The sequence below is a fragment of the Eubacterium sulci ATCC 35585 genome, assembly GCA_001189495.1.
Classification (GTDB): domain Bacteria; phylum Bacillota; class Clostridia; order Peptostreptococcales; family Anaerovoracaceae; genus Eubacterium_B; species Eubacterium_B sulci.
The window spans coordinates 480,277-500,463 of the sequence record CP012068.1 but is presented as its reverse complement, the minus strand read 5'-3'; the positions used below and the strand labels follow the sequence as shown (position 1 = coordinate 500,463).

Annotated in this window: 19 protein-coding genes and 1 pseudogene; 3 read left to right on the top strand and 17 right to left on the bottom strand. The window is 41.3% G+C overall.

Annotation, left to right across the window (positions count from 1 at the left end; translation table 11 throughout):
- Positions 1-163: 163 nt before the first annotated feature.
- The 5 genes and pseudogenes from ADJ67_02350 to ADJ67_02330 all read right to left on the bottom strand — a co-directional run bounded on the left by ADJ67_02350 (position 164) and on the right by ADJ67_02330 (position 6,297).
- Positions 164-442, bottom strand: coding sequence for a hypothetical protein (locus ADJ67_02350; protein AKT46640.1), 279 nt, complete (start codon positions 440-442; stop codon positions 164-166).
- Between the two features lie 119 nt (positions 443-561).
- A complete protein-coding gene (locus ADJ67_02345) occupies positions 562-2,400 on the bottom strand; it encodes an excinuclease ABC subunit C (GenBank protein ID AKT46639.1) in 1,839 nt (612 codons plus the stop codon).
- 688 nt (positions 2,401-3,088) lie between these two features.
- Positions 3,089-3,733 (bottom strand): annotated as a pseudogene (locus tag ADJ67_02340) (hypothetical protein).
- A 255-nt stretch (positions 3,734-3,988) separates the two neighbouring features.
- Positions 3,989-5,212: a phosphoglycerate mutase gene (locus tag ADJ67_02335; protein AKT46638.1), complete on the bottom strand. Its 1,224-nt coding sequence runs from the start codon at positions 5,210-5,212 to the stop codon at positions 3,989-3,991.
- A 2-nt stretch (positions 5,213-5,214) separates the two neighbouring features.
- A complete protein-coding gene (locus ADJ67_02330) occupies positions 5,215-6,297 on the bottom strand; it encodes an MFS transporter (GenBank protein AKT46637.1) in 1,083 nt (360 codons plus the stop codon).
- Positions 6,298-6,486: 189 nt separating this feature from the next.
- Here ADJ67_02330 and ADJ67_02325 point away from each other — a divergent pair, with 189 nt between their 5' ends.
- Entirely contained in the window at positions 6,487-7,650 is a 1,164-nt protein-coding gene (locus ADJ67_02325; GenBank protein AKT46636.1) for a 3-phosphoglycerate dehydrogenase, read from the top strand.
- Positions 7,651-7,755: 105 nt separating this feature from the next.
- Here ADJ67_02325 and ADJ67_02320 read toward each other — a convergent pair whose 3' ends face one another.
- From ADJ67_02320 to ADJ67_02300, 5 genes are all read right to left on the bottom strand, one after another.
- On the bottom strand, positions 7,756-9,168 hold the full coding sequence (locus ADJ67_02320; GenBank protein AKT47634.1) for a glutamate decarboxylase: 1,413 nt from the start codon (positions 9,166-9,168) through the stop codon (positions 7,756-7,758).
- Positions 9,169-9,269: 101 nt separating this feature from the next.
- A complete protein-coding gene (locus ADJ67_02315; protein ID AKT46635.1) occupies positions 9,270-10,121 on the bottom strand; it encodes a hypothetical protein in 852 nt (283 codons plus the stop codon).
- A complete protein-coding gene (locus tag ADJ67_02310; GenBank protein AKT46634.1) occupies positions 10,102-10,704 on the bottom strand; it encodes a nucleoside-triphosphate diphosphatase in 603 nt (200 codons plus the stop codon). Before ADJ67_02310 ends, ADJ67_02315 begins: the two co-directional genes overlap by 20 nt.
- Positions 10,705-10,720: 16 nt before the next feature.
- Positions 10,721-11,704, bottom strand: a complete 984-nt coding sequence (locus ADJ67_02305) for a (S)-2-hydroxy-acid oxidase (protein AKT46633.1) — start codon at positions 11,702-11,704, stop codon at positions 10,721-10,723.
- 63 nt (positions 11,705-11,767) lie between these two features.
- Positions 11,768-12,208, bottom strand: a complete 441-nt coding sequence (locus ADJ67_02300; GenBank protein AKT46632.1) for a hypothetical protein — start codon at positions 12,206-12,208, stop codon at positions 11,768-11,770.
- Between the two features lie 112 nt (positions 12,209-12,320).
- On the opposite strand from ADJ67_02300, the gene ADJ67_02295 reads away from it, so the two are divergent.
- Positions 12,321-12,623: a hypothetical protein gene (locus ADJ67_02295; protein AKT46631.1), complete on the top strand. Its 303-nt coding sequence runs from the start codon at positions 12,321-12,323 to the stop codon at positions 12,621-12,623.
- A gap of 36 nt (positions 12,624-12,659) precedes the next feature.
- Here ADJ67_02295 and ADJ67_02290 read toward each other — a convergent pair whose 3' ends face one another.
- A complete protein-coding gene (locus ADJ67_02290) occupies positions 12,660-13,454 on the bottom strand; it encodes a transposase (protein ID AKT47633.1) in 795 nt (264 codons plus the stop codon).
- Between the two features lie 23 nt (positions 13,455-13,477).
- Positions 13,478-14,041 (bottom strand): transposase, encoded by a 564-nt coding sequence (locus ADJ67_02285; GenBank protein ID AKT46630.1) that lies wholly within the window; start codon positions 14,039-14,041, stop codon positions 13,478-13,480.
- Positions 14,042-14,095: 54 nt separating this feature from the next.
- Between ADJ67_02285 and ADJ67_02280 the strand changes: the two genes are divergently transcribed.
- The gene (locus ADJ67_02280; protein ID AKT46629.1) at positions 14,096-14,737 is read left to right on the top strand and encodes a hypothetical protein; all 642 of its coding nucleotides are present in this window, start codon (positions 14,096-14,098) and stop codon (positions 14,735-14,737) included.
- Between the two features lie 101 nt (positions 14,738-14,838).
- Here the strand turns inward: ADJ67_02280 and ADJ67_02275 are convergent, their stop codons facing one another.
- The 5 genes from ADJ67_02275 to ADJ67_02255 all read right to left on the bottom strand — a co-directional run bounded on the left by ADJ67_02275 (position 14,839) and on the right by ADJ67_02255 (position 20,022).
- The gene (locus ADJ67_02275) at positions 14,839-15,120 is read right to left on the bottom strand and encodes a hypothetical protein (GenBank protein ID AKT46628.1); all 282 of its coding nucleotides are present in this window, start codon (positions 15,118-15,120) and stop codon (positions 14,839-14,841) included.
- 238 nt (positions 15,121-15,358) lie between these two features.
- The gene (locus tag ADJ67_02270; GenBank protein ID AKT46627.1) at positions 15,359-16,180 is read right to left on the bottom strand and encodes an ATP-binding protein; all 822 of its coding nucleotides are present in this window, start codon (positions 16,178-16,180) and stop codon (positions 15,359-15,361) included.
- Between the two features lie 53 nt (positions 16,181-16,233).
- Entirely contained in the window at positions 16,234-17,175 is a 942-nt protein-coding gene (locus ADJ67_02265) for a transporter (GenBank protein AKT46626.1), read from the bottom strand.
- Positions 17,176-17,188: 13 nt separating this feature from the next.
- Complete coding sequence (locus tag ADJ67_02260) at positions 17,189-17,623, bottom strand: hypothetical protein (protein AKT46625.1); 435 nt, start codon at positions 17,621-17,623, stop codon at positions 17,189-17,191.
- Between the two features lie 95 nt (positions 17,624-17,718).
- Positions 17,719-20,022, bottom strand: coding sequence for a homoserine O-succinyltransferase (locus ADJ67_02255; GenBank protein AKT46624.1), 2,304 nt, complete (start codon positions 20,020-20,022; stop codon positions 17,719-17,721).
- Between the last annotated feature and the right edge of the window lie 165 nt (positions 20,023-20,187).

Genomic DNA, 20,187 nt, shown 5'->3' with positions numbered 1-20,187 from the left:
TAAAATATTATAAGATTTATTAGAATCCAATGCAAGTGATTTAAGACTTTCTTAATATCCCAAAAAATTGAACTTTTTATATTCGCACAGGCTGGCTGAACTAAATCAGCAAAATTTAGCATAGAAAAAACCCCATCTTACGATGAGGTCTTCACTTACTTAATTATTCCTGGTTTGCATCCATAATGGTGTCGAACTCTTCAACTACCTTGGCAAACAATGCGTCGTCTTCGATATCAACGAGCTCAAACTCGTCATCTCCAACTTCCTTGTATCCATAAATATATACATCATCACTGCCATCTAGTGGAATAAGTGCGATGTAGTCCTTGCCGTCGTAATCGAAAATTCCCATCTCTTCACATTCAATAACTTCACCGTCATCAAATTCTAAAGTGATTATTGCGGCTTCGTCCTGAACGGTCTGCTTCTTATCTGACATTTTTACCTCCGGTTATTAACATCCTTAGTGTCCAATTGACACCTCTGATTAACTATATCACCAAACATATTTTAAAGCAACTGCATAAGGGCATTTATTCGTCAAAATCCCCTATTTGTCTATTTAAAAAACTCAATTACATTTCTTGCTGATTCTTCGCTCATCCCCTCGACTTCGGTAAGCTCAGCAAGACTTGCCTTTTTGATTGAATCAATCGATCCAAAGTGGGCAAGAAGTGCATTTCTTCTTCTTGGACCTATTCCCTTAATTTCATCGAGAATGGAACTTATGGTCTTCTTCCCGCGAAGGTTTCTGTGGTACTCAATGGCAAACCTATGTACCTCCTCCTGAATTGTACCAGCATAAGCAAATAACAAAGGCCTATCCTTTAGGCTTATCTCTCTTCCGTCCTCAAACATTATGCCCCTAGTCCTGTGGCTATCATCCTTGACAAGACCTACGACAGGAACATCGAGCATCAGTGCATCGAGAACCTTCTTAGCTGCAGTAACCTGACCTCTACCTCCGTCCATGAATATACAGTCTGGGAGTATTGCAAAGGCAGGATCACCCTTTTGGGCCCTGCTAAAGCGCCTGTAAATCATCTCCTGAAGACTTCCGTAATCATCTGGCCCTTCAATTGTCTTTATCTTAAACCTTCGGTAGTCCTTTCGAATTTTGTTTGTTCCCTCAAAGACAACCATAGCTCCAACAGAATCGATTCCATTGGTGTTAGATATATCGTAGGACTCAATGCGGTAGCTCTCTCCCCTAGGTTCTATGTCAATATTCCCTTCTAGCAAAGCAGCCTTTATTTCCTTCCTTAGCTGAAGCTGCTTTTCTGCCTTTGACCTATTCTTTTCACTTATGGTCTTGCTCATCTCAAGTCTATCCTGCTGCGCAAGCTTTAGCATACTCAGCTTATCGCCACGCTTTGGCACACTTATCCTCACCTTATGCCTGCCCTGGGATAAGAATTCTTCTATCAAAGCGGACTCCTCCGGAAGCTCCTCCACTATAATTTCATGAGGAACCTCAGCCCACCTGCTGTAGTACTGCTTAATGAACTCGGCCGTCATCTCCCTGCGATTTTCGCTAATGCCCTCCTGAACCTGGAATGATTCTCTTCCAACGAGCTTTCCATTTCTGACCGTAAACAAAACGATAAAGGCATTCTCAAGATCCTTAACCGGAAGAACTATATCCATATCGTTATCGCCTGCCATGGTAACTCTCTGAGTTTCTGAAAGCTCCTCAGCAGCTGCAATTGCATCACGATATCTTGCTGCATCCTCAAACCTAAGCTCTTCTGAGGCTTCCTCCATTTTTTTTCTTAGGCTTTCTACAAGCTTTGATTTCTTGCCCGATAGAAATTCTAGCACATCGTCAATGGATTTGCGATACTCCGCTTCGCTGATGTTCCCTGTGCATATTCCCTTGCACTGCTCTATATGATAGTTCAGACACGGCCTAAATCCTGGCGGAAAATCCTGTGCCGAACAACGCTTTAGACCGTAGACATTATTTAAAAGTTCTATCATCAAATTCACTGCACCCACATCGCTGTAAGGTCCAAAATACTTGTTGCCGTCCTTTTTGATGATTCTGGTTTTCATAACCCTAGGGTATTTTTCACTAAGTGTAACCACAATGTATGGATAGGTCTTATCATCCCGAAGCAGGACATTATACTTAGGCATGTATTTTTTGATTAAATTGCACTCTAAGATAAGGGCCTCCATCTCAGTTGCGCAGGTGATATAGTCAAACTCCGCTATATTCGCCGTTAACGCCCTGAGCTTTGCAGTCGACTTGCCGTAGCTTTGGAAGTACTGACGAACCCTGTTCCTCAGTGAAATAGCCTTTCCGACATAGATGACCTGCCCTAATTTATCCTTATGCATATAAACTCCCGGGGTGTCCGGGAGTTTTTTGAGATTCTCTTTAATATCAAACATTGTATCGCCTAATCCTCTATCTATAGCGATTATATCTATTGTTTCGTTCGTGCTCTCTCATCAGCTCTTCCATGGCAAGTTGCTTAATTCGCTCCTTGCGAAGCTTGCGCCTTCGCGCCTTAGTCTTGGCTTTGTTGACCGTTCTAAGCATCAAAAGTGATACTATCAAAAATATTACAAAAAGAACTATTATAGTCGTTTTGTTTGAGATTCCTATATATGAAGGAATCCAGCCTGTTCCAACAGATTCTGTGGAAACTAGGTCTATCTCATTGACCTGCTCATCAGAAACGTAGATGCGGTAGCTACCCATTACGTCTCCCTTTTTGATAGGTGCTTCGACATCGCTCTTTAAAACGACTTCAGTCTTAATCAAATCCTTGGAGCCCTGAGCTGGCAGGTAGGCCATTGCTGAGCTCGCAGATTCCACCTCAACTCTAGTCTTGACGCCGTGCTTAACTCGCGCCTTTCCTAAAATCTTACCCTTTGGAACGACCTCTATGCCCTTGATTTTAGTCTTGGCATAATCAACCATCTTTTCGCAAATCGTGTAGCGTGTATTCTTGCCTACGCCGAGTGAAACCATGATAAGCTCCATACCATTTTGCTTATAGACCATGGTTATCGATGTACTGTTTTCGCTGATATATCCCAGTTTACCTGATACATACCCAGATTTACTTCCCGATAAAAGCTTATTGCTATTTTTCAAAAAACGGACGTCGCTCATCTCGTTCTTAGGTATCCTATAGTTCTTAGTTCCTGACACCTTTAAAATCGTCTTGTTTCCGAAGGCTACCTTAGCTATCTCAAGAAAATCTGAAGCTGTAGTGTGCTCTGCTGAAACATCATCGATCAAACCGTTAGGAGTTGCAAACAGTGTGTCCTTGCAGCCGATGTTCTTTGATGTCTCATTCATGAGCTTGATAAACTCATCCATGCTTCCTGAAACTGCTTCTCCTAGAGCATATGCTGCGCCATTATCTGACATGATTAGCATAGCGTGAAGCAACTGGTCGACTGTGAGGATCTCGCCTTCTTTAAGCTGAATCCCCTTCTCCTGGTTGCTTAGCTTTGCAGCCTCTGCAGATATGGTTACCTTAGCATCCAGTGAAAGCTTCTGAGTAACCAAAATAGCTGTCATGAGCTTGGTCAAGCTATATGGTGCAAACTTTTTCTTCTCAGACTTAGCATAAACCTTTTCTCCAGTATTCTTGCAGTAGATTATCGCAGAACCAGATTTAAGTTCAGGCTTTCCATTCTTATCTACTTTTACAACACCTTTATCTACTTTGTTCGTTGATCCAAAATTAGCTTCACTCGCCTTATCAATATCAAATTCGGTGGCTTTCTGTTCCTCGCCTTGCTGATTTTGTGATTGGTTTTCTTCAGCTTCATTTGTCTGTTCCGTCTCTTTTTCGGCAGGCGGAGCGACCTCATCCTCTGCGAAGGAAAAGCAATATGTGAACAGCATCATCAAAATGAGCAATACACTTAGGTATACCTTTATTCTTTTGTTTCTACTCATTTATTCTTAATATCTCCATCATGTTACCCCTGTGCATGCAGAGGCCATACCACATCAAAACTAATACTTCATCTTTTCAAAAAGCATGTCCGTTAGCTTAAATGCTTCATCAACATAGACACCTGTAGCTATAGCTGCACGCTCATTAAACTGCTTGCGCTCATCATCTGGAAGCTCATTTCTGCTATCGTAGATAACAAATGGAACAGGGTCACTAGAGTGCGTGCGAATTGCAAGAGGCGTCCTGTGGTCAGGTGCAATGAGAACTCTGAAATCCTCACCTCTTTCTCTAAGTCCCTCAACTATAGGCTTTACTATTCTTGAATCTATGTTCTCTATGCATGCAATTTTGTCCTCGAGCGATCCTGCATGAGATGACTCATCAGGTCCCTCAACATGTACATAGACAAAGTCATTTCCTTCATCAAAGAGATCTAGCGCTGCCTGAGCCTTACCCTCATAGTTTGTATCAAGGCTTCCCGTCGCACCTGGAACGATAACGGTTCCAAGTCCAGCGTACATAGCGATACCTCTGATAAGGTCAATTGCGCTTATAACACTTCCTTTTACTGAGTACTTATCCTCAAAGTTAACGAGATTAGGTCTCTTTCCCTGTCCCCATATCCAAATTGAGTTTGCTGGCATAAGACCTTGCTCTCTACGCTTCTGATTAACCGGATGCTCGTTCATTATCTCGTAGCTTCTTCTCATCATATCGGTGAGAAATTCTGCATCCTCACCCTTAGGAAGCCAATCTCCAACCCTCTTATCTAAATGGTCATGTGGAGGTACCGTCTCATAGTCCGTTCTTCCATCGTGCACAAGAAGGCAATGTCTATACTGAGTTCCTGTGTAATATCTTAGCTTATCTGAGCCAAACTCTTTGTTCAAAGCCTCAATAAGCTCAGCTGATTCCTCTGATGAAATACAGCCTGCATCGTGGTTTACTATGGTCATATCATCGTAACTTCCATCACCACTTACCGTGATGAAGTTTGTACGAAAGGCAACATCATCAGGCTCCATATCTATGCCGATGCTGATAACCTCAAGTGGTGATCTACCTGCAAGGTCAGTCCTTGCGTCATATCCCATGAGTCCTAAATTTGCTGCATCACTTCCTGGTGGAATTCCTGGCGGAATTGTCCTAACCATCCCAACGAGTGCCTTACTTGCTAGTTTATTAATGTTAGGTATGTTAGATACTTCAAGCGGTGTCTTGCCTCCCAATGACGCAATTTCGTCATCTCCTGAGCCGTCTGGCACTACAATCAGATACTTCATACTTAATTAGCCTCCTTAAATTCTTTCATGAATTCTATCAAAGCTTCTACGCCCTCAATAGGCATAGCATTATATATACTTGCACGCATTCCACCAAGGATTCTATGACCTGAAAGGTTAATAAGTCCTCTCTCCTTAGCCTCTGCGATGAACTTCTTATCTAATGCCTCATCTCCTGTAACAAAGACTACGTTCATTAGTGAACGATCTTCCTTGCGAACTGGTGCTTTGTAAAAATTGCTCGAATCGATGTAGTCGTAGAGCATATTTGCCTTCCTAACATTAATCTCGTGAATCTTCTTGATTCCGCCTATTCTGTCAAGATACTTAAAAACCTCTCCTGCAATGTAAATCGTAAAGCAAGGCGGTGTATTGTACATCGAATCCTTATCTGCATGTGTCTTATAATCTAGATAAATTGGAGTGTTCTCAGGTGCAAATCCAAGAAGATCTTCCCTGATAATAACAATGGTAACTCCCGCTGGTGCAATGTTCTTCTGAGCTCCAGCATAAATTAATCCATACTTAGTCACATCAACTTCCTCTGAAAGTATGCAGCTCGACATATCTGCAACTAGCGGAATATCTCCCGTCTCAGGGATATATGGGAAGTGTGATCCAAAGATAGTGTTGTTGAAACAGATGTAAACATAGTCTGCATCCTCTCTGATATCCTCTTTCTTTACCTTAGGAATATATGTGTAGTTCTCGTCCTTGGAGCTTGCAATAACCTTGATATCACCGAATTTCTCAGCCTCTTCAGCCGCCTTCTTCGCCCAGTTTCCGGTTACTATGTAGTCTGCCTTCTTTGATTTTCTCAAAAGGTTAATCGGAACCATCGAAAACTGAAGCGTTCCACCACCCTGAAGGAATAGAACCTTGTAATTGTCAGGTATGTTCATAAGCTTTCTGAGATTTGCCTCAGCATCATCTATAATCTGCTGAAAATCCTTTGATCTATGGCTCATCTCCATAACGGACTGTCCACAGCCCTTGTAATTAGTTAAATTTGCTGCTGCATCCTCCATCACCTCAAGTGGTAATACGGATGGTCCTGCTGAGAAGTTAAAAACCCTTTTGTCCATGTTATTTCTCCTTTAGCTTATATTATATAAATTGAATTAAGTTTCTAGTTGTAGACCCTTCTTATTTTATCACTATATTGAAAGCTACGCAATCCAGTGCTATAATAATTTGAATGACTTTAGTGCTATATTTCAGTGAAGCTTCAATCGGAGTTTTAGGATTAAATATAAATGCTTAGGAGGCTATAAATGTATAAGATTTCAACGCTCAACAAAATTTCCCCGGTGGGTCTAGCCCGCTTTACAGATGCCTACGAGATAGTAGACGGCGCAAACGGAATAGATGGTTCTGCAGGTGTTCTCGTGCGCAGTCAGGCTATGCACGATATGCAGTTTGATGAATCACTTCTTGCTATTGCAAGAGCTGGTGCAGGAGTAAACAATATTCCTTTAGAATCATGCGCTGATCAGGGAATCGTAGTTTTCAATACCCCTGGTGCAAATGCAAACGCGGTTAAAGAGCTCATAATCGGAGCCTTGGTTTTAGCTGCAAGAAATCTAGACAAGGCCATCGCTTGGACAAATGCATTTGCTGGCAAAGAAAGCGACAACATCGGCAAAGAGGTTGAGAAAGGCAAGAGCAAGTTCGCAGGAAGTGAGCTAAAGGGAAAGACAATCTCTGTATTCGGTCTTGGTGCAATCGGAATCCTTGTGTGTAATGCTGCATCAGATCTCGGTATGGATGTAATAGGATATGACCCTTATTTAGGAGTACACTCAGCTCTCCGTCTAAACGCATCAGTTAAGATAGAGACTAAGCCTGAAGCTGCTCTAGCAAAAGCTGACTATGTCAGCCTTCACCTTCCATCACTTCCAAGTACAAATGGAATGTTTAATGCTGAGCTTCTTTCATGCATCAAGCCAGGCGCTATATTCCTAAACTTCTCAAGAGATAAGCTCGTTGACGAAGACGCTATGATAGAAGCTTTAGAGTCAGGAAAGATTTCTAAGTACATCACTGACTTTGCAACAAACGGCATTATCGGAAGAGAGGATGTTGTTTGCATGCCTCATCTTGGAGCTTCTACAGAGGAAGCAGAAGATAACTGTGCAATGATGGCTGCAGAAGAAATCATGGACTACCTAGAGAACGGAAATATTAGAAACTCAGTTAACTTCCCTGCCGTAGACCTTGGTCCTATCGGAACTCAGACTAGAGTTGCACTCATAACGAAGAACGAGCCATACCCAGCAAAGCTTGCTGCCGCAATGTTCGCAGATAAGAATATCACGGCTATCGCAGGTGCTACACGCGGTGAATACGGCTACGCACTAGTTGCAACAGATGATGAGATTACAGAGATTCCAAAGGTTCCAGAAGTCCTACGCGTTCGCGTTTTGACGACAGACTGATAGTTTTATTTAACATCAGGTTTTGACTTTGGCATCAAATTTTGATAAAAAAATTCCGCTATACATGCAATCTTGCATGCATAGCGGTTTTTTCTTTTTGTTGGCCTATCTGCCACTATGGTCAAAGCACTTGCCTGGTTTTCCTTCATCGGTATCATCGCGAATCACGATTCTTGATCCATTTAGAATTTCAATCTGTTTTTTCATCTCGCTTATGCAAAGAACAGCTAACTGCATTCCAAAGTCCTGGCGAATAACAAGCCTTTGCACGTCTATATCCTCTATATTCTCAGGCATAGGGTATGCTGGAATCATCCAGCCATGCATACGCAAACGGTCTTCAAGATCATAGAGATTCCAGTCAACACATGCTTCATCTTTTAGCTTCCAGCATACAATCGGAATCTGTTTTGCATCTTCTATGACTTCAAAGATACCCATCTTTTCTATCTCTTCTGCCATGTAGCGTGCCACATTTATGGTTCGCTGATGAATCTCTCTATACCCACTAAATCCATTGCGCATTAACATGTAATATTGACCTACAATTTGAGATGCACTTCGTGAAAAGTTAATAGCAATTGTAGCTTCCTCACCTCCAAGGTAGCTTACCCAAAATATTAGTTCCTCTGGCAGTGCCTCTTTACCCCTCCATATTATCCAGCCTACTCCAGGATATACAAGTCCGTATTTATGGCCAGAGGTGCTAATGGACCATACATTTTTTAGTCTAAAATCCCATTCAAGTTCTGGCTCGATAAAAGGTGTAACCATTCCCCCCGATGCTCCATCAACATGTATACGGATAGGTAGATTTTTGTGATTTTGATTATACTCTTCAACTAGCTTATCTAAAGCTTTGACATCATCATATTTACCTGTATAAGTAATGCCTAAGATTGCGACTACACCTATTGTATAATCATCGATATAGTCCATTACTGTATCCATATTAAGAGATAGGTGTTCCATATCTATAGGCACCGTTCTCATTTCAATATCCCAATATCTACAAAACTTCTCCCAGCAAACCTGATATCCTGCTGAAATTACAAGATTAGGTCGTCTTTTACACCTATCAATTCCTGCTTTGTCTGCAAGCTTCTTCCATCTGAATAACATAGCTAAACCACCTAGCATACAAGCCTCAGACGACCCAACTGTAGATGTACCTATTGGTTCTTCATTTTGATTGACATTCCATAGATTCCCTATAATTTCCACACAGCGATTTTCCAAATCTGCTGTCATTGGATATTCATCCTTATCAATCGCATTTTTCTCAAAGTTTTCAGCCATTAGCTCTGCGGCTACTGGGTCCATATAAGTTTGACAGAAGGTTGCAAGATTCTGCGTTGCATTTCCTTCCGTTTTGAGATATCCCCTAATCATTTCGGCAGCAAGCTGTGGAGGAACAGGATCCATATTGATTTTTTTGTTTGGCATCTCGATATTACTAGCTTCTGTTCCAAAAATTGGTGTAAGATATTTTTCACCTCTATTCATAGATTCAAGCATATCACTTATGCGACCAGCACACTTCCTACTTACATTTGAGTGCTTCCGTTTCATATCTTATTTCCTTTCATTAACTCAGCTTTAGAATACCAAAACGCTGATTATTCCTTCATATCAGCCCAAACCTTGTTTAGAATGATTCCTAGAACAAACACCCATGAAACAAAGTATAGCCAAAACATCGAAATCGATAAGCTGGCCATAGATCCGTAAAGGATGTTGTTTGTCACTGCCCTTGTTGTATATCTTGAATAAAAGATTGTAACTAGTAGCATTCCAACTGCGCAGAAAATGGTTCCTGGAACAACACTTCTTGCTTTTAGCTTACACTTTGGCAGCATGTAGTAGTTCATGAATATAAGGAAAAAATATAGCGCTCCTGCAATAGGCCAGCGAAGGAAGGTCCATATCCAGTCGAGCCTGCTGTTTATCTGCAAGTGAGTTGCCAAAAATTCTAGGACTAGCTCTCCGTATCCGAGAACTATGAATATGAATACCATCGCTATTACTGTAACTACTACAGCCATCATCGAGCGAAGTCTATCAAGCCAAAAGTTTCCGAAATCCTGCCCATCAGAATAGCTGTAATTCAGCACTCTCAGCAGCGTAAACTGTATCCTTGAGGCCGCCCAAATGGCCATTATAATTAGGAAAAAGTTTGTTGTCGTCTGTGGCCTGAACTCAAAAATTTTGTTCAGAAATACCATAGCTTCACTAGAAAAATTCTTCTCAAACCAGTTCTGCAGCAAATCTATAGACAGATTAAAAACGCCTAGTAGCTGCGTGAGCAGAACTATGCTTGGGAAAATTGATAATATGAAATAGAAGGCTATCTGTTCTGGAATTCCTTGATAATATGGATCCTGATACTCTTTGATGCCTAGGTAGATCATTCGGAAAAACTTTTTCTTGAGAGTCATGTGCTCACTGTTTCTAAATCCCGCCTCTTTCACTCAGCAATCTCTCCATTTCTTCAAGCGCCTTTGCTCTATGGCTGATTTTGTTCTTTGTCTCTGCATCCATTTGAGCAAATGTCCTCTGATATCCGTTAGGGATAAACAGTGGATCATAGCCAAAACCAAACTCTCCTTCTTCTCTATCTATTATGTGGCCAGGGCACTCTCCCCTTGCCACAAGAGTCTCCCCATCAGGAAAAACTATGGTTATAACAGAAACAAACTTCGCGCGTCTATCTGTGTAGGTCACGCCATCTAACATGCAAAGGAGCTTCTCGTTATTCTTCTTATCATCAGCATTATCCCCTGCATATCTTGCCGAGTAGACGCCTGGCTCTCCATTGAGATAATCAACCTCTAGCCCTGAATCATCGGCTATCGTTATCTCATTGGAATACTTCATTATCTCATACGCCTTTTTGTAGGAGTTTTCCTCAAAGGTGTCACCGTCTTCCTCTATCTCAAAATGAGGTATTCCAGCATCATCCCTTGAAATAACCTTCATGCCGTACTTCTCAGTAATTGCAGTTATCTCCTTTATCTTGTGCTCGTTTCTCGACGCAGCGATTATAGTTTTCATTCTTTCTCCATCTCAATTATTTAAAAACACTTACCATGTCACGACTAATGTCCTCAAGCGAATAGGCTCCGCACATAGCCATGGTATCCTCTAGTTCGTGCTTCAGCTTTTCGGCAAGTTCCTTTACGGCTTCGCCTGCTCCTGCATATACAGAGCTTACAAAAGGTCTTGCTATGATAACGGCATCTGCTCCAAGCGCTAGTGCTTTGAAAACATCAACACCTGTTCTAATACCGCCATCAACGAAAATCTTCATCGAGCCGTCAACTGCCTTAACTATATCCTCTAAAACCTCTGCTGTCGCTGGACACTGATCAAGGACTCTGCCACCGTGATTGCTCACAACTATGGCACTGGCCCCCGCTTCCTTTGCCTTTAACGCAGCTTTAGGTGTCATTATTCCCTTTACTATGAAAGGTACGTCGAGAAGTTCAACGATTTCTCTAAGTTGCTCAACTGATTTACTTCCTGCTGGAGGAGTAAAATTCTTCAAAAATGGAAGTCCTGCAGCATCTATATCCATCGCTACCGCAAAGGCATTAGCCTCCTTAGTAAGCTCAATTTTCTTCTTAATCATCTCGAGATTCCACGGCTTAATCGTTGGAATTCCGCGTCCGTCAGCTTCTTTAACCGCCTCACATCCTGAAACCATCTGGTCGTCATCCATTCCATCTCCTGTGAAGGCTGCAATGCCTGCTTCATTACAGGCTTTAATCAAAACCTTGTTAAAGCTTCTGTCGTCGTATTCATCACTATAGTGCATCCTTACTGCGCCTATTGGACCTGCGAAAATTGGGGCAGAAAACTCTTTCCCAAAAAGCTTAAAATCAGTACTTATCTGCTTTTTCTCCACTAAAGTGTCCATATTTACGCGTATATCGCGCCACTTATCAAAGTTTCTAATTGCGACATCGCCAGTTCCCTTTGCCCCTGGACCAGGAATGGTATTTCTACAGGCCCTGCCGTCGCAAACCTTGCATAGCTTACATAAATTCCCCATATATTTCGTCCTCCGATTCAAATTTACCAAACTTAGATACTTATGTCAAATCACACAGTTTCTCTATTCGTCAAGGTCTCCAAAATGCTCCCTCAGTTCCTTATTAAGCTCAATGTCTGTAATGAGAAGTATCAAAATAAAAAGCGGTCCTGCAATTATTAAAATCACCGGAATTAGCAATATCAACATGCTTAATATGTTTGCTCTACTATATAGCCTGCCGTATTGGGTAAGTGGCATCACGGATTCAAAACGATCTATATACCATGTAACAAACGGACTGCTGTAAGGATACATTACAGCAAGCATATTTAGCACGCTCATCAAAATAAAATATATAATACCAATTACTATGGCAATGCTTCGCACTCTTTTTGCCACAGTCTTGCATATTTTCACCTTTTGCTCATCACTTACACGGCTTAATTCGGGTTTAAGCGAGCACTTCTTCTTCAGTCTTCTCATTGCGTACTTATATATGTAATGGTTCTTTATATTTCCCATATACCACCTCTTAATTAGATTTTCTCAGTAAAAACATGTTGTATCAAAACTTTTTCTTATAAATATTTTATGCTATAATACATATCATTACAATGAAAATTTAAGGAGAATCATGCTTACAATCTTAATAAAAATCATGGTCATCTTTGCAATGATCTTCGTTGGCTTATTTGCAAATAAGCGTGGTATACTGCCCGCCGAATCCAACAAATATCTCGTTGACCTTTTAATCCTGATTACATCGCCTGCGATGATTCTTCACGCTATGGCAACAGGAACACTTAACCACGAGTTATTTAAGGATACTATAACCGTACTTATTGGAGCAGGTCTTTTCTTTACTATTATGCCAATTATCGCCTACTTTTTGAGCAAACTGCTAAAAAGTACACCATCTGCAGATGTCGGAGTTTGATATGTACCCAGAATCCTGGACACATTCATTAGCGAATTAAGCTGAACACATGGATGCGATCCTGTACTTTACAGGTGGCATCCATTTTGTTTTTGCTTGGATTCTTTTGTTATTATAATAATCTATATATTCATCAATAGCTTTTGAAAACTCTTCGAAGGAGGAATAATCTTTCTCATAGCCATAATACATCTCATTCTTTAGTCTTCCGAAGAAGGTTTCCATTATACAGTTATCATAACAATTACCTTTTCGCGACATAGACTGTACAATACCGTGTTTCTGTAAGGTATTTCTAAAATGGGCATGCATATACTGCCAACCTTGATCCGAATGAAATACTAAGCCTTCAACAGAAGGAAACTTATCAAAAGCTTTATCAAGCATTCTTTCTATCTGCTCAAGATTAGGGCTTTTGGACAAATCATATGAGATAATTTCATTTGTATTCATATCCAATACAGGCGATATGTAACATTTCCCCCATGAAAAGTTAAACTGAGATATATCTGTTGTCCATTTCTGCAATGGTGCTGTTGTACTGAAATCCCTATTTATTACATTATCAGCAATCTTACCTACTTCGCCTTTATAAGAATGATATTTTTCCTTTGGACGCTTACCAGCTAATCCTGCTTCATGCATAAGGCGTTGAACTCGCTTATGATTTACATGATATCCACGATTTAGTAATTCATGATAAATTCTACGAACACCATATCTATGCTTGTTTTCTTCAAATATTTCTCTAATAACAATCAGTAATTCTTCATTGCGATCAGCAACTACATCTGATTTGTTAATCTCGAAATAATAAGTTGATTTAGACAGGCCAATAGCTTTTAAGAGATATTTTAATTGGTATCCTTTTTCTCGGAGTTCTTTGATGATTGCTGCTTTTTCGCCTTGAGTTCCGCAGCCCATCTTTCGTGTCTCAAGGCGATTAATTTTTTTATTGCTTCATTCTCCGTTTTTAAGTATTCAGTTTCTGCTCTAAGACGAATTAATTCTTCACGTTCTGATGGGGTTAAATCAGTGGGTTTGGATTTCTTGCTCATGTTTGCTTCCTTCTTACTTTTTCTGCCTTTTTTGAGATTTAATCCTTCATACCCTTTAATTTTATATGTCTGAACCCATTTAGACAATAATCCACCCTCAATTCCTGCACTAATAGCAACAGATTTTTGTGATTCACCAGCAAGTACACGAGCTACTAACTGATATCTACATTCAGCCGAACGTTCTTTACATGTAGTTGGATGCCGAAGAGAATCAAGACCATATATATCTGCAATTCTTGACCATTGTACAATTCTTTTTCTAAAATTTTTTTGGCTTATACCTTCTGGTGTTTCAATCCACTGACCAGAGCGATATAGTTCTACAGCATTAAGTTTAAAAGCATAATTGTATTTCATACAAAAACCCCTTTCACTGGTTTTGTCCAGTAAAAGGGGTACATATCAGTTCTAATGGTAGTAATGACAGCCGTAAATACTGGTTTTATGGGATTCCCAATCACAAAGGCAATATTCGGAGATTATATTTTCTTTCTGATTGTTATCGCTAACATTCCTCTTAATATCTACCTATATATGATAGCAATATTCCAAATGAACATCGGACGCGATAGCAACTACGACCTAAAGCAGACCATAAAGTCAGCGCTCAATCCATGTATAGTTTCAGCACTCCTTGGTGCGGTCATACTCTTTGGAGGAATACATCTGCCAGCACCAGTTATAGACTTTTTCGATTTGATAGGTGATGCGACAATTCCGCTTTCGATGTTCATCGTAGGAATACAGCTTGCCGGAAGCAATGTGATGTCGATACTAAAGAACAAGGATCTTATCATAGCTTCAACGATAAACCTAATCGTGGTACCTGTAATTACCTTCCTAGCAGTACACTGGCTGCCTATCTCACCAGGAGCAAAGCTTACACTTGTGTTCTCATCATGTTTCCCTTGCGCAGTCGCATCAGTTGGTGTTGCAGCAAAAGAGGGGCACAATGCAGACCTCGTTGCCGAAGGCGTAGCGCTTACAACAACATTCTCATTGATAACACTACCAATTGCAGCGACAATATTAAGTAGCATATATGGAATTTAACACAAATAAAAAAACGCACTGGCTAGATGCGTTTTTTTATTGTGTGAATTGTAAAGCCAAAAGGAAAAATTATTTCTACCGTTTGACGCATATAAAATATGCTATTGCGTTAACTCCTTGAGTAACTCTGCTAAAGCCGAAGCACTGCTACTATGACAGTGTGCTACAGGAATGCCCTCTTTCTTTGCTGCCGATTTTGCAGCGTTAACCATCTTATGTGACACAGTTCCCGTAAAACATATGAGCATATCTGGAGAGCCAATTTTCTTCTTTATAGCGCCCTTCTCTTTGGTATAAACCTTAGCGCTACATCCATACTCCCCACAAATTTGCTCGTATCTATGGCTCATGCACTCATTACCCCCAATTATTACGACACTCACCTCACGCCCTCCAATCGAGAATTAAAAGTGATATATAATCCGAGTTAATTGTGATCGAAGCTATATATAAGAAGTAGCTCCACTCATATTAACTTGACAGTCAGTTTTAGTTAGTTATAACTAACTGTATGTCTATGTTAGCAGAAACTAACCCTGCTGTCAACAACTTTTTCAAAAAAAGAACAGAACCTCTTAAAATGGCTCTGTTCTCAAATTTTAAATCTTTATGCGATTAGCATTAGTCCTCTACGAGAACCTTTGCTAGCGGCTCGATATCCTCGCACTTATACTCTTCGATTCTTCCCTCGTCACAAGCCTTAGCTAGCTCTGGATCAATGCGAAGCTTTGCTACATTTGTGATACCGTGCTTTGCTGCAATCTCATCGATGTGACTGTCACCAAAGATCTTGTGTTCTCCACCACAGTCAGGACACTTGAAATACGACATGTTCTCAACTAGTCCTAGAATTGGAATGCTCATCATATCAGCCATCTTTGTGGCCTTCTCAACTATCATTCCAACGAGCTGCTGTGGTGATGTTACAACTACGATACCGTCAACTGGAAGTGACTGGTATACTGTCAGCGCAACGTCTCCTGTTCCAGGTGGCATGTCGACAAACATTACATCAACATCCCCCCAGATAACATCGCTCCAGAACTGAGTGATAACTCCACCAAGAACTGGACCTCTCCATACAACAGGGTCTGTCTTGTTCTCTAAAAGAAGGTTAACTGACATAACCTTGATACCTTCCTTTGTCATTACAGGGAAGAGTGTCTTTCCATCTCCCTCTGCACGCTGATCAAGACCAAATGTGTTAGGAATAGAAGGTCCTGTGATATCGCCATCTAGGATAGCAACGCTCTTACCAGCACGTGCCGCTGCAACTGCAAGCATCGAAGTAACCGATGACTTACCAACGCCTCCCTTACCGCTGACAACACCTATAACCTTTCTAACATCGCTGTTAACATTCATCTCAGCGATTGGAACTCCTGAATCTCTACTTCCGCAGCTCTTTCCGCATGAACCGCAATCACTATTACAACTTGACATAAATTTCTCCTTTCTGTCTACAGTTACTCTATATTGTCTACTAAATTCATTTCCTAAAACATGCCTAAGCTTTTGAATAGGAAAATCCAAAAAAACATCGTTATGCTTGAAAACAATGACGAAACAATGAGCGAATTCCCCGCCAAAACTCCGTCGCAGTTCATGTTCTCAGCCATAGTATATGAGGCTATCGCAGATGGCGATGCAAATATTGCAATTAAAGTTACAAAATCTGCATCTCTAAAGCCAATCAAAGCAGCTACGCCAAGCACTATCGCCGGCACCACTATGAGTCTTCCAACTACGGCGTAGATCAAATTACGACCGCACTCCTTTATCTGTGAAAACTCAAACGATATTCCTAGAATGACAAGCGTCAAAGGAGTTGCTACCGCAGCCATATCCGATACTAGCTTCTCTAGGAAGAAAGGTAGTTTAACTCCTAGCACTAGGCTCAAAATTCCGAGCACCGCTCCCTCGAGCATAGGATTCTTTGCAAGTTTGATTAGCATGTCCTTTAGCTTTGCCTTGCCACCACCGTAATACTCCAAGGTAAGAATCGCTAGGATGTTATTAATCGGTATAACCACCGCAATCATAAGTGCCGTAGATGCAAGCTCACTTGCACCACTTATGCTCGAAACTATTGGAAGCCCCATCAGCACAAAATTACTTCGGTATATCGCCTGAATAAGAGAACCCCTAGTCGGATTTGACGGCTCTACTCTAAGCACGAATATCGTCGTCAGAATGTACACAATCAGCACAGCTATTATACCATAAAGCATAAGTCTGTAGTTAATCGCTTTGTCCACTCCATTGCTATATATGCTATTGAACATCAAAGCAGAAAAGAACACCTTAAATGCCATCTTATTCAGCTTGCGATTTTCTTCCTTTGATATCAGGCTCGACCTTCTGACCAGCATTCCAATGCCAACAAGAATGAACATAGGCACCACGGCTTCGAAGGCAATTACAAAACTGTTTAACATCTCTAAACCTATTCTAATACTGCTGACCTATGAACTCGCATGACCTGCACTCTTCCCTCTCAGGATTTTCTGGATCACAGTAGAGCGGCTTTAGGCTCAAATTCTCATGGAGCCTGTCGCCCATCAAAGACTTCAGTCCCGCAATCTGACAAAGCGTTCCAGCAAAGTCAACCTGCTTACCATCTCTTAAGTCGCGCATGGTCTGTCTATATATCTTTGGCATATCCCTATGATAAAAATCGCTATTATACTCGTAGAACTCCTCTAGCTTAGGCAGCTCAACTGGCATATATAGCGGGCAATATAGCACGCAGTTATTGCACTTGCTACAAGCCCCCTCATTTATCAAAGGAAACTTCTTTTCGCCCTTATACTCCATTTTGATTGCTGAATCCTTACAGCCTACTATGCAGGCTGAGCATCCATTGCAATCCTTGATTTTATCCATTATTTGCATGATTTTAGTCCTAAATTTTCTCTTATATTATTTCATTTATACTATTTTTGCATGTTTTAATCACATAATTTCGCATCAAAGCGAGATTATACAAATCTGCCATAAATCGACCTGATAGCCTCTGCATAGTCATTTGCCGCTATGGCTATGAGAATGCTTATCTGTCCCTGACCGTGGTCTATTAGTTTGACATCTATTCGCCTTCCTGCGAGTGCAGAAAGTGTCTTGATAACGACTGTCGGCGAGCTGCCGAGTTCTCTTCCAACAACGCCGATAACCGCGATATCCTTGGTTATATCTATCCTGATTCCGCCAGCCATCTTGCGAATGTTAGCCTCCATCTCAAAGAAGCTGAGACTAGTTTTCTCAAAGCTGTCCTTAGGCACAAGGAGAATCAGCGAATCTATACCCGCTATGATATTTGTAATCTTAACTGAGTTCTCAGCAAAGAAATCCAAAATGCTTTGGCGAAGCTTTGTATCATCATTAAGCCCCGTCTTCTCTAGCTTGATTACAACAAAGCCACGCTTTCCCGAAATACCAGCGATTTCCATGCTCTCCTTGTAGTATTTCTTATCCTTAACTACTAGAGTTCCCGCAGCCTCTGGATCCATTGTGTTCTTTATGATGATAGGAATTCCAAGCTTAACCACAGGCTCAACTACATCAGGGTGCATAACTGTCGCACCTAGATATGAAAGTTCTCTAAGCTCCTTATATGTCATAACAGGAACGGTGACAGGGTTTCTGACAATGCTAGGATCAGCCATCAAAATTCCTGAAACATCTGTCCAGTTCTCATATAGGTCAGCGTGAAGTGCTGCAGCAACAAGAGATGCCGAAATATCCGAACCGCCCCTGCTGAAAGTTTCAACGCTTCCGTCCTCTGCAAATCGTCCATAAAAACCTGGTATAACCGCTCTAGGTAGTTTAGCGCATCTATCTGAAATAGCCTTTAGGGTTTCCTCCATGAGAAGCTTTCCGTCATTATCAAATAAGACGATATCCTTTGCATCAACAAACTGCCAAGGCTCGCCAAGATATGCCGCCATAAGCTTTCCGTTCAGGTACTCGCCTCGGCTTGTAATATATGCCTTGCCTTGTCCATCCTCAAATATATCATGCTCTATCTTTGCAAATTCAGCCTCTATGTCAACTCCGGTGCGAAGTTCTTCCTCTATCTCTACAAAACGCTCTTTTATCTCATCAAGAAGATTCCTTGCGTGATTTATATCAAGATTTATACCTCCGCCCACGCATGTACTATCTGCAAGTTCGACAAGAAGGTCCGTCACCTTAGTGTCGCGTGCATCACGCTTACCCGGTGCAGATACCACGACAAACTTGCGGTTTTCGTCAGCTTCAATTATTTCCTTTGCGACTTTGAACCTGTCAGCTCCTGCAAGTGAGGTTCCGCCAAACTTTGATACTATAAGGTCGGATTTTTCTAAATCCATGGCTTCGCTCGCCTCTTGCTGGATGCTGTTGATGTCGTAAGGAGTCGACTGGTAAACAAAGTAGTTTAGCCAGTTCGAGAACAAAAGGTTAGCGCATGAGCGCCAAGTCACCTCTGGCTCCTTGCTAGGATCATCATCAGGGTAGTAGTTACAAGGCACATTAGGATTCTTGCCCTGCTTTAGGTCTCTCTCATACTCCTTATGAAGCGTATCAGCATCGTACTCGGAGTGTCCCATTATGAAAATCTGTTTGTCATCATTTGATTTAATCGCAAAGATTCCTGCCTCATCTGACTCTGCCACGATCTTAATATCCTTGCAGGCCTCAACAGCCTCCACATCAACATCCGTATTCCTGGAGTGTGGCACGTAAAAAACATCATCAAAGCCTCTAAAGAGCATCCCCGTCTTATATCTCAAGCGGTGCTTGTAGACGCCCGAAAGCTTCTCCGGAAGCACACACTTCTTGATTCCGTAGTGGTAGTAGAGTCCAGCCTGAGCACCCCAACAAATGTAGAAAGTGCTGTGAACGTGTGACTTTGACCACTCCATTATCTCGCAAAGCTCATCCCAGTACTCGACCTCCTCAAACTCCATGAGCTCAACAGGAGCACCTGTGACTATCATTCCATCATAGTAGTTCTGTTTAATCTGCTCAAAATTCTTATAGAAGGTGAGCATATGCTCCTCTGGTGTATTCTGTGATTTGTGACTTGCGGTTTGAAGCAGCTCAAGTTCTACCTGAAGTGGCGAGTTTCCCAAAAGTCTTGTAAGCTGCGTTTCTGTATCTATCTTTGTTGGCATCAGATTGAGAATCAAAATCTGCAAAGGTCTGATGTCCTGAGTCATAGCACGGCTATCTGTCATTACAAATACATTTTCGTTTGTTAGTGTTTCGACAGCCGGTAGATTGTTCGGAACTCTAATTGGCATGCTATACTCCTCCTGATCAAATTTATGTATACATTTCATTATACCCTAAAATCAGCATCTCTGCACATAAATTCCCATAACAAAGTCAAAGGAAATTCAAGGCAGAATGAGAAAATAATGTGAAATCGCTTGCACTTAATCAATTAATCGTATATAATACTTTGC